The organism is Micromonospora radicis, from assembly GCF_003583405.1.
Lineage (GTDB): Bacteria > Actinomycetota > Actinomycetes > Mycobacteriales > Micromonosporaceae > Micromonospora > Micromonospora radicis.
In genome coordinates, this window is record NZ_QXEC01000052.1 from 1 (window position 1) to 9,666 (window position 9,666).

General features: G+C 68.7%; 7 protein-coding genes and 1 tRNA gene. 1 reads left to right on the forward strand and 7 read right to left on the reverse strand.

Annotated elements, in window-relative coordinates:
• A partial coding sequence (locus tag D2L64_RS26655; RefSeq protein ID WP_233559170.1) for a winged helix-turn-helix transcriptional regulator occupies nt 1–353 on the reverse strand: 353 nt, incomplete at its 3' end.
• Nucleotides 354–474: 121 nt separating this feature from the next.
• Here D2L64_RS26655 and D2L64_RS26660 point away from each other — a divergent pair.
• The gene (locus tag D2L64_RS26660; RefSeq protein WP_119579956.1) at nt 475–1,323 is read left to right on the forward strand and encodes an SDR family oxidoreductase; all 849 of its coding nucleotides are present in this window, start codon (nt 475–477) and stop codon (nt 1,321–1,323) included.
• Between the two features lie 71 nt (nt 1,324–1,394).
• On the opposite strand, the gene D2L64_RS26665 is transcribed toward D2L64_RS26660, so the two are convergent.
• The 6 genes from D2L64_RS26665 to D2L64_RS26690 all read right to left on the reverse strand — a co-directional run.
• Nucleotides 1,395–4,346 carry a FlgD immunoglobulin-like domain containing protein gene (locus D2L64_RS26665; protein ID WP_119579957.1) on the reverse strand — a complete coding sequence of 984 codons (2,952 nt, stop codon included), beginning with the start codon at nt 4,344–4,346 and terminating at the stop codon, nt 1,395–1,397.
• A 297-nt stretch (nt 4,347–4,643) separates the two neighbouring features.
• Nucleotides 4,644–4,934, reverse strand: a complete 291-nt coding sequence (locus tag D2L64_RS26670) for a hypothetical protein (protein WP_199714809.1) — start codon at nt 4,932–4,934, stop codon at nt 4,644–4,646.
• Nucleotides 4,935–4,970: 36 nt separating this feature from the next.
• Nucleotides 4,971–5,186 (reverse strand): hypothetical protein, encoded by a 216-nt coding sequence (locus D2L64_RS28135; RefSeq protein WP_119579959.1) that lies wholly within the window; start codon nt 5,184–5,186, stop codon nt 4,971–4,973.
• Nucleotides 5,187–5,504: 318 nt separating this feature from the next.
• Nucleotides 5,505–5,577 (reverse strand) — tRNA-Arg (locus D2L64_RS26680).
• Nucleotides 5,578–5,979: 402 nt separating this feature from the next.
• Nucleotides 5,980–7,830: an ATP-dependent helicase gene (locus tag D2L64_RS26685; protein ID WP_119579960.1), complete on the reverse strand. Its 1,851-nt coding sequence runs from the start codon at nt 7,828–7,830 to the stop codon at nt 5,980–5,982.
• Nucleotides 7,827–9,666, reverse strand: a 1,840-nt coding sequence (locus D2L64_RS26690; protein WP_119579961.1) for an ATP-dependent nuclease, incomplete at its 5' end; no start/stop codon positions are given. The genes D2L64_RS26685 and D2L64_RS26690, both read right to left, overlap by 4 nt.

Below are 9,666 nucleotides of genomic sequence, written 5' to 3' on the forward strand. Positions count from 1 at the left end.
CCGTGTGCGTCGTAGCGGGTGCGGGCGGCTTCCACCTCGGGGAGGTGGGTGGTGGCCCAGGATTCCAGGCCGGCCAGCAGTGGCAGCAGGGTGCGGGCCAGATCGGTGAGCGCGTAGTCGACCCGGGGCGGGACGGTGGCATGCACGGTCCGGGTGACCAGGCCGTCGCGTTCCAGGCCGCGCAGGGTCTGGGTGAGCATTTTCTGGCTCACCCCGTCGATCCGCTGGGCCAGTTCGCCGTACCGCCTGGTCCCGTCTGCGAGGGTCAGCACCACCAGCACGCTCCACCGGTCGCCGATCCGGTCGAGCACCTGACGGCTGCCGCACTTGCGGTCGTACAGGTTCGGCTCCACGTCTTTACTCTCCAACAGAGTGTGGCGCACTTCAAGGTGCCTACTCTCCAACGGGAAGTAGAGACGCGGCCTTCCCGGTTGTCGTCGGTGTCAGCACGCACAGCTGGAGGGAGCACCACCCATGTCCATCGTCGTCACCGGCGCCACCGGCCACCTGGGCCGCCTGATCGTCACCGACCTGCTGGATCGGGGCGTACCGGCCGACCAGATCGTGGCGCTGGGCCGCGACACCGGCCGCCTGGCCGACCTCGCCGGGCGCGGGGTCACCGTCCGGCGGGCCGACTACGACGACCCCGGGTCGCTGCGGGCCGCGTTCGCCGGCGGCGAGCGGCTGATGTTCGTCTCCGGCAGCGAGGTGGGCCGGCGGGTGGCACAGCACCGCAACGTGGTCGCCGCCGCCAAGGAGGCCGGCGTCGGGCTGGTCGTCTACACCAGCATCGCGAAGGCCGACACCTCCAGCCTCGTACTCGCCACCGAACACCGCGCCACCGAGCAGGAGATCATCGACGCCGGACTGCCGTACGTCTTCCTGCGCAACAGCTGGTACCTGGAGAACTACCTCCCGCAGCTGCCCACGTACCTGGAACACGGGGTGGTCGGCGCGGCGGGTGACGGCCGGATCAGCGCCGCCACCCGCGCGGACTTCGCGGCCGCCGCGGCGGCGGTGCTCACCGGCGACGGGCCCGCCGATCACGTCCACGAGTTGGGCGGACCGGCGTTCACGCTGGCCGAACTCGCCGCGGAGTTGTCCCGGCAGAGCGGCCGCGAGGTCGGCTACACCGACCTGTCGGTGGAGAAGTACGCCGAGGTCCTGGTCGGCGCCGGCCTGCCGGCGGGCTACGCCGAGGTGCTGGCCGACAGCGACCGTGGTGCCGCCGAAGGCGATCTGTACGTCGATCCCGACGACCTCACCGAACTCATCGGCCGGCCACCGGTCACCCTCGCCGAGGCGATCCGCGCCGCGCTCTGAACGGCCGTCGGCCCGCCGCCCGGAGGGACCACCCCCTCGGGCCGGCGGCCGACGCTCGTACGTTCGGACCGTCAGCGGCGGACGGTGACCGACTTGCTGGTCGCCTTGCCGTCGACGTGGCCCGACCGGCGGGCGATCACGGTCACCGTGAGCTTCTTGTTCCGCATCGACGACGTCAGCTTCAACGTCTTGCCCGTCGCGCCCTTGATCAGCTTCCCGTTCAGCCGCCACTCGTACCGGTACGAGTTCGCCTTCGGTGACCAGGCACCGACCAGGGCCTTGACCGTACGACCCACCTTCGGGGTACCGCTGATCGACGGCTTCTTCGTCGCCTTCGGGGCCTTGCCCTTGGCGACCTTGGCCGAGGCGGCCGAGGTCGCGACGCCCGACGGGTGGCCACTGCGCTTCGCGGTCACCTTGACGGTGAGTCGCTTGCCCACCAGCGACGCGGTGAGCTTCAGGGACGCCGCGGTCGCACCCTTGATCGCGGTGCCGTTCGCCGACCACTGGTACGCGTACGAGGTGGCCGCCGGACTCCACGTGCCCGGCACCGCCTTCACCGTCGAACCGACCGCGAGGGTGCCGGAGATCGACGGCGCCTTCGTCGCCTTCAGCTTCGCGGGCGGCGGTGGCGGCGGCGCGGGCAGCGCCGGGCCGGCGACGCTCAACTGCCCGCCCACACCGTCCGCGGGCTGAGCGGTCAGCGTCCAGGTGAAGGTGCCGTCCGCGACGGCGCTCCCGGCGGAGTCCCGACCGTCCCAGGCGGCCCGCAGCACCCCGCGCGCCGACGAGCCGGACACGGTACGAAGCGTGGTGCCGGCCGCGTCACGGAAGGTCAACTGCCAGGATCCGGCGGGCTTCGACAACCACCAGGTGCCGGACCAGTCAGCCGCGGAGTTCGACACGGTCGAGTCGATCACGTCGAGCGCGGACGCCGGAATCCCGGTCGGCACGATGTGCACCCGGTGCCGCGGGTCGGCGTAGGCGACCGCGCCGCCGAACCGGTCCACCGTCCAGGAGGTACGCGGGCCGTCCGGGCCCAGGCCGTCCGCGTCGACCAGCATCCGGGTGGGCAGTTCACCTCGCAGGTCGACCAGGCGCAGCCCGCCCGCCGGGCCGCTGACCTCCTCGACCAGGTAACCGTCGCCGAGCAGCACGTTGCGCGCCGGGGCGGCCTGGTGGCGCCTGGTCACCCGGTCGTACACCCCGGAGCCGCGTTCCCAGTAGGTGTCGAGGCAGGCCCAGTGCACCCAGCGACCGACCGCCTGCAGATGGGTGGCGGTGCAGCCGTTGCTGGTGGTGAACTCGTCCACGACGGTCCGGTCGGGCAGTCGGGTCGCGGTCACCCTGCCGGCGGCGGCCGATCCACTCCACAGCGTCGAACCCCAGACCGCCGCGCCGACCCACTCCCGCTGCTGCAGCACGACGCCCTCGGCGCCGGGCCGGAACTCGCCGACGTACTGCACGCTTCGGGTACCACCGTCGATCACCGCGTACCGGCCGGACAGGTCGACCAGGCTCGGGGCGAAGTGCTTCGTGTCGATCGTCGGACCCCAGGCACTGTCGCCGTTCGCGTACAGCATCGTCACGTCGCGGTAGCTGTCCGCCTCGCGGCCGTGGTAGCCGGTGCCGTCGGCGAACATCCGGACGCAGCGCGACTCCGCGTCCGAGGTCAGGCAGGAGCCGTCGTCGCCGCTGACCAGCCCGTCCAGCGTGGCACGCTCGACCGCCGGGGCGCCGCCCGCGGTGGGAACCGTCAACCAGGTGCTACGGTACGCGCCGTAGCTGCCGCCCGGGGCGTACACCGTGCTCGCGTCGGCGGTGCTGAGGATGCCGCTGCCGAGGGCGAGCCCGTGGATCTGCGCCGGCATCGGCTGCACCGGCGTCACCCGGTGGCGCTGCACCGTACCGGCGGACGGCGTGATCCGGTAGAACGCCCAGTCCAGGTCACCCTGCTCGACGTACTCGTCCGCCCCCGCCACCAACGCGGACCCGTCGGGAGCCTGGACGATCTGGTACGCGGCCGGATCCATCACCGTGACCCGGCTCGGGCGGCTCCCGTCGATCGACTCGGCCAGCAGCGGGCGCCCCCGATAGAGATTGTTGCCCGGCGCCACCGGGTTGACGGCGAGCAGCCGGGAGCCGACGAGCCCGTACGCGGCCTCGTGACTGAACGATCCGGTGTTGAGGGTGATCGGCGGTGCCGACAGGTCGGCGCGGTCGAGAACGTCCAGCCGGTAGCGACCGCTGCGCAGCCGCAGCACCGACTCGGGGGCCAGCCGGAACCCGGTCACCTCCCAACCGCTCTCCGGATCCGGCCGGTCGGGAAGTTCGGTGAAGACACCGGTGGCGACGTCGACCAGTCCCCAGTGCCGCCACTGGTCGGCCGGATCGGCCGTCTGGTAGCGCAGCAGCACGGAGCGGGCGTCCCCGTCCTCCACCGTGACCTCGGTCAGGTCCGCCGGAAGCCCGGTCACCGGCACCTCGGCACCGTCGCGCAACAGGTGGAACACCAGATCATCGGTACGGGTCAGCATCGTGTCGCCGAAGGTGCCCTGGTACGACCGCCCCTGCGGCAACGGCACACTGCGCCCACCGGTGGCACCCCGCAGCAGGGTCACCTGCGGCGACGGCTCGACCGAGTACACCGCCACGGTGTCCGAACCCGCCCCGTACCAACCCGGGTGGTACGAGACGCGCGTCGGCCACCAGCCGTTGAAGTCGTACCGGAGCGGAGCCGGCAGCCGCTGGTCGAGGGCGGTGGTCGCGCCGGTGGCGTACTCCGTCCAGAGCAGACGGTCGTCGCCTTCCTGGGCCCAGAGGAAGCCGGTGGTCCCGGCGTTCAGAATCCGGGTGGCCCGCGGGACCGCCCGCGGCGCGGCGGGCAGTACCAGTTCTCCCGGCGCCACCGAGACCGCGGCGACCGGCCCGGTCACCGCCATGGCGACCGGAGCGGTCACGGCCGCGCCCGCCGGACCCGCCACCGCGACCAACGTGCCGACCAGGCACGCCACCGTCGCCACGGCGGTCGAGCTATGGGCCAGTCGCGCGACCGATCTCTGCCTGGTTCGACCCACGCTGCTCCTCGGAATCGAGAGAAGGTGGCGAGGTGCGCCGAGGGCGTCTGTCAATGCCCCCGCCGCGTGACACCCGCACACACATTGACGAGGCAGCATATCAACCAAAGGATCTTGACCCCTCCCCCGTTCCACCCCACCACCCAGCCCGAACGGCCCACCCCCGCGCCCGTGCCCCTCGCCAACGCTCAACTGCCTGCCCACCCGCGCGACGACGGGATCGATCGGCCGGTGAAGCGGCGATCAACCCGGGCGGTCACCCGACGGGGCGGACCGTTTCCGGAACTCGACGAGCCAGCCGAGCACCTGCTCATCGTCATGCAGGTACGGCCCACCCGGTCCGTGACGTAGATCGACACCGGAGAGCACCCCGAGCGCCCACCAGATCACCTCGTCGACCTCGGCGCACTCCAGACTCCGCAGAGCCCGGGTCGCCCACCGGTCGACCTCGTCACGCGACTGGCCACCATCGAGAATGGCCGCGAACCGGGCCTCGACATCGACACGACTGGGCGGTGTCGGCGGACCACTCATCACGACCAAGATCCTGCCCCAGTGCCCCGGCTGTCGTCAGGTGATGCCGAGCAGTGCCAGCGGGCGGGCGCTGTCGCGGTCGTGATGCCGGTTGGCGGCGGCGATGTCGGTGACGCCGCTCAGGCGTAAGGCGCCGATCGCGGCGTGGTCGTGGACCGACGAGGCTTCGTCGAGATCCACCACGTACCTGCTGATCAGCAAGACGCGCTGCGCAAAGCCGTCCGCGTCGCGAGCCGGGGGCGCACCGATCACCCCGTCCGGACCTACTCGATCAACGGCGTCATCTACGTCGAATGCCAGGCCAGGTACGACCGGTACGCCCGCCAGGACGACCGCGAAGCCGCCGACGCCGTGGAGCGGTACTGCGAGGCGAGCCGCCGCCGCAGCGCGAACGCGACTGGGTCATCTCATCGGCCACCTGGGGCGTCATCTGACGCCGGGGAATATGAGACGAGCGAACGGCGCCCCGCCGACCTGGGCGAGGAGCCCGTTCATTGCGATCCGTGCGAGAACTGAGCCTCAACGGTCAGATGCCGATCGATGACCGCGCGCTTTTGCAGGTCTGTGACGTGCCCCCGGCAGGATTCGAACCTGCGACACACGGTTTAGGAAACCGATGCTCTATCCCCTGAGCTACGAGGGCGCGAGGGCCTAGTCTAGCGACCTGGGGGTTCACCTGGGGTGGCAGGGAGTGGCCCGCGTTCACCCACGTTCCCGGGACCCCCGTTGTCGCAGCCCAGGAGCACACCCCGAGCACACGAACCCCGGTTTGCGACCGGCGGTCGTCCGCAGTGACCCGGGTTGGCACCGGTTCAGCTGGGTTGGCATCCGCTGGAGAGCACACACCGCGCACATCATCGAAGATCAACGACGTACGTCCATACAGCGCCTTCGGCGTCGCCACCGAGGGCCACGGAGCGCTCACCCCGGGGTTCGCTCGGACCCCGCTGTCATACCGACTACCGCGGCCTCCGCCGAGCATCCGCTCATGCCGATGTCCGGACGTTGGTCAGGTTGTCCCTAGGTGAATCGGCGTAGCGACGGGTCAGCCTGCCGCCGCCTTGAGCTCGGCCTGTATGTCGTCGATGAAACGGGACCACTTCGTCGTGCGTACCTGGTTGTAGTGGCGAAAGGTGCTTCCCGGCAGGAGGATAACCGCGTCGGCGGCGCGCGTAAAGGCCACGTAAAACGCCTGGCGTGCGTTGGCAAGCTCGGTAGTCGTCGGCTGGCTGTCCCTGCGGTAGAACGGGATCAGGCCGTCGATTAGCCCGGGGAGGATGACAGCGGCGAATTCGCGTCCCTTCGCGCTGTGGTAGGTGGTGAGCGCGACATGCCCTGGGGCTCTCCCGCCCGCGAGTTCCGCCATGCTCATCCGGCAGCTCGCCTCCTCCGTGAGGATTTGGTAGGCCTCGACGTCACGCTGGTCGTCGGTATTGGCCGTGAGCGCAGCCGCATCAAGCGCGCGCAGCAGTTCGCCAAGGAAAGGACCGCAGGCGTCTTCGCGGCCAGGGCGGTCAGGAGCATCGAGGACGGGGATGAGCAGCCGGGCAAGGGAACGCACTGTCTCCTCGGGCGTGCTGAGCCCCCGGGTGCTGCGTAGTTGCCCGAGCTGCGCGGCGAGTTCGCGGGCAGTGCTGATTGGGCGGCGATCGCCGTGGTCGTCTTGGGCTGGTCCTGGCAGGGGGCCGGACAGTCGTCGCGCGGCGCAGCCGCCAACAAGGGCCGAAACGGGCGAGTCAGGGACGCGCCGCCCACGCTCGGCATCGAAGTTGATGCCTTGCTGAGTCAGTTCCTGCTCGATGAGCCGGTGGAGCTCGGTTTGCCCAGGGTAGAGAATCGCGATCCCTTCGGGGCGCACCCCGTTTGCAATCAGGGAGGCCGCAGCCTCCGCCGTGTGGCGGGCGTGGGCGTCGAGCCCTCCTTGAACTGGCTGGATGTCTATGATGCCGGGGTCGGCGCGTTCGGGGTTGTGATGGTACCCGCGGTCCTCGCCGAGAGCGCCCCGTGCTGCGGCGACAATGGCACTGCCGCTGCGGTAGTTGAGCGCGAGCCGGATCGCCTCGCGGCCGATCAGCTTCGGCAGCTCGAGCAGGTAGCTCGGGTCCGCGCCCTGGTAGCCGAAGAGTGTCTGGTCGGGATCACCAACAGCGGTGATTTTCACGCCGGCCGACATGAGTTCCTGAACCAGGGCGTGTAGCACCGGCCCGAGGTCCTGATACTCGTCGATGACCACGTTGGGGAATCGGGCGACGAGCAGTTCGCCGGCGGTCTGGCTCTTACGCATGATTACCAGCGCCCACGAAGTCATGGCGTCGAAGTCGATGGCATTGGCCTGGCGCAACGCCTTCTCGTATCCGTGCACAGCTTTGATGTGCCCAGCTTGGTACCCGGCAACGCTCTGCTCCGCCGCGAGCAGACGCCGTATCTTCGCCAGAGTGTGTTGCTCGCGGTTGTATTCAGCGGGCAGCCCGGCGGCGACCATCGCATCGGTCCAGAGTCGGACGACCTCGGCCCGGCCAAGAACCCGCAGGTCGGCTAGCTGAGGAGCGCCAACGAGGTGGCCATAGGGGCGTAGTATGTGCTGCCGGCAAAAGGAGTGCACCGTCCGGCTGGCTAGCCGGCGATTCCCGACGTACCCCAGCCCCTTGAGCCTCGCGACGAGTTCCGTCGCGGCGGCATCGGTGTAGGTGATCGCGGCGACACCACGGTGTTCGCTGGTCACCGCCAGCAGGTATCCGACGCGGGCGACCAGGGTGCGGGTTTTCCCTGAGCCGGGGCCCGCGAGCACGACGAGACTGCCGTCCTGGAGTACGGCCCTGCGCTGGCGCGGGTGCAGCGCGCGCAACTCACGAACGAGCGCGGGCGTCAGCATGATCTCCGCGGTCGGACTCGTCACGCCTCATCCCAATCGTCATCGTCGTGGTCGTCCTCCTCGTCCTGCGTGTCGTCATCGTCGTCGATGGCGTCCTGGTACTCCTCGCAGGTCGGAAGCAGCGGCATTTCCTCCACCTGAGTACGTAGGTCGTTCAGGAGTGCTAGCAGCGGTCCGCAGCCTGGCACGTCGAGCAGGTCTGCCGTCGCCAACGCATCCTCCTCGTCGTAGTCCAGAAGCTCGATGACACGATCTCGTAGGTCGTCGATCTCCTGGACATGGGCAGCCAAGCGTTGGGCGAACCGGCCCTTGCCGACTTCTTCGACGTAGGACAGCAGCTTCTCGCCCGCGGCGGTACTCGGGCCGCCCTGCCCATCGACCACCGCATCGATGGCGGATTTGATGTTCTTTCGCTTTGTCGTGCCCGGAAAGAGGTCTTCGAATGCCGCGTATATCTCGTCTTTCAGCAGTGGCACTACATCGAGTTCCAGGGTGCGATGGCCGACGTAGATTCCTCGCTTTGCCGCCAACTCAACGAGGCGGGGGCGACCGGTGCGCTGATCGCCGTCCGGCAGCCTGCCCGGAGTGATCTTGCCGAGCTTTGCCTTGAAGGTGGGATAGATATCGACGGCGTGGTGTTCGAGCAGGTCGCGGACGCGTGAGAGTCCGAACTCCGCCTTGTCGATCTTGCTGGAGTCGGTCGTGTCACCGTCGGTGAGGACCACGACGGGCCGATTGAGCCCCTTGGTGCCAAGCAGACGGATGTACGGCATGAAGTCGGTGCCCTCGACCGAGGCGACAACGATGCCGTGGGCATCGAGGTTGAAGCCGGTCGAGTGAGCCAACGCCGGCAGGAGGTAGCTGTCGGCGGCCCCTTCAACGAGGATGATCCGGCGAGCGAAGAGGATCTCGGCCCGGGTTACGTTGAGATATCGCTCAAGGTCTCGGGTCTGAAGGTCGGTGAGTATGCCTGGTGGGACTATGTGGGCCTGGCTCGCGTCACCGATTCGGGCGATGAGGATAAAGCTATGCAGGGGTGAGACGGCCGCGATATGTGGGCTGTGCGTGGTCAGGATAAGGTCATCGAACTCGCTTAGCAGATGGGCGAAGACATGCCGCTGGAGCGTCGGATGCAGGTGCGCCTCCGGCTCCTCCACCGCGAGAATGGTGTCCTCCCCGCTGTCGGCCTCGCGACGTGCCTGCAGCTTCTCTAGCAGCAAAGCGATGTAGACAATGTTCGCCGCACCCGTCGATGTCCGATCGATGCCGCGAGTAGCATTCGCGTCAACGAACAGTCGGACGCTGCGAAGCAGATCCTCCTTTCGGCCAGCGAAGGCGAGGGACGGTTGCACGCCCAACTGAGGTCCGGCCATCTTAGTGAGGCGATCTAGCAGCAGGCGCTCAATCTCTCGAACGTTGGGGTCACGCCCTAACCTCTCGCGAGCGCGGCTCATCTCATCTAGGGCGCGGGCAAGGTTCTTTTCGGAGGGCGGCAGTTCGCGGAGCAGTTGGGTCAGGGGATTTCGGTCGCCTCGCTGTAGATCGCTTTCGGCGTCCCGCATCGCCTGCAGGACGGACAATGATGCGTATCGCTTTGCGGCGGGCATCGCGTTGTCCGGGTCGTCTGCCCCGTAGATCGTCCACAGGTAGTCGTCCGGTGTGAGTTCCCGCTCGAACGGCATTCCGAGCACAACACCGAGGGAGGTCTTCGGCTGAAACAGGTAAGTGAGCCTGGCCACCATGGAGTCGCCGTCGGCGCTGACGATCGCGCCCTCGAGCTCACTGCGCGCGTCCAGGTCATCGTCGAATCCGGCAAGCTCTACCTGAATGGTGACGGTGACACCTTGGGCCAGAGTGGAG

Bases quoted from the DNA above. Each gene is read 5' to 3' on its own strand.
- D2L64_RS26660 (WP_119579956.1), top strand. From the start codon at position 475: ATGTCCATCGTCGTCACCGGCGCCACCGGCCACCTGGGCCGCCTGATC.
- D2L64_RS26670 (WP_199714809.1), bottom strand. From the start codon at position 4,934: ATGAGTGGTCCGCCGACACCGCCCAGTCGTGTCGATGTCGAGGCCCGG.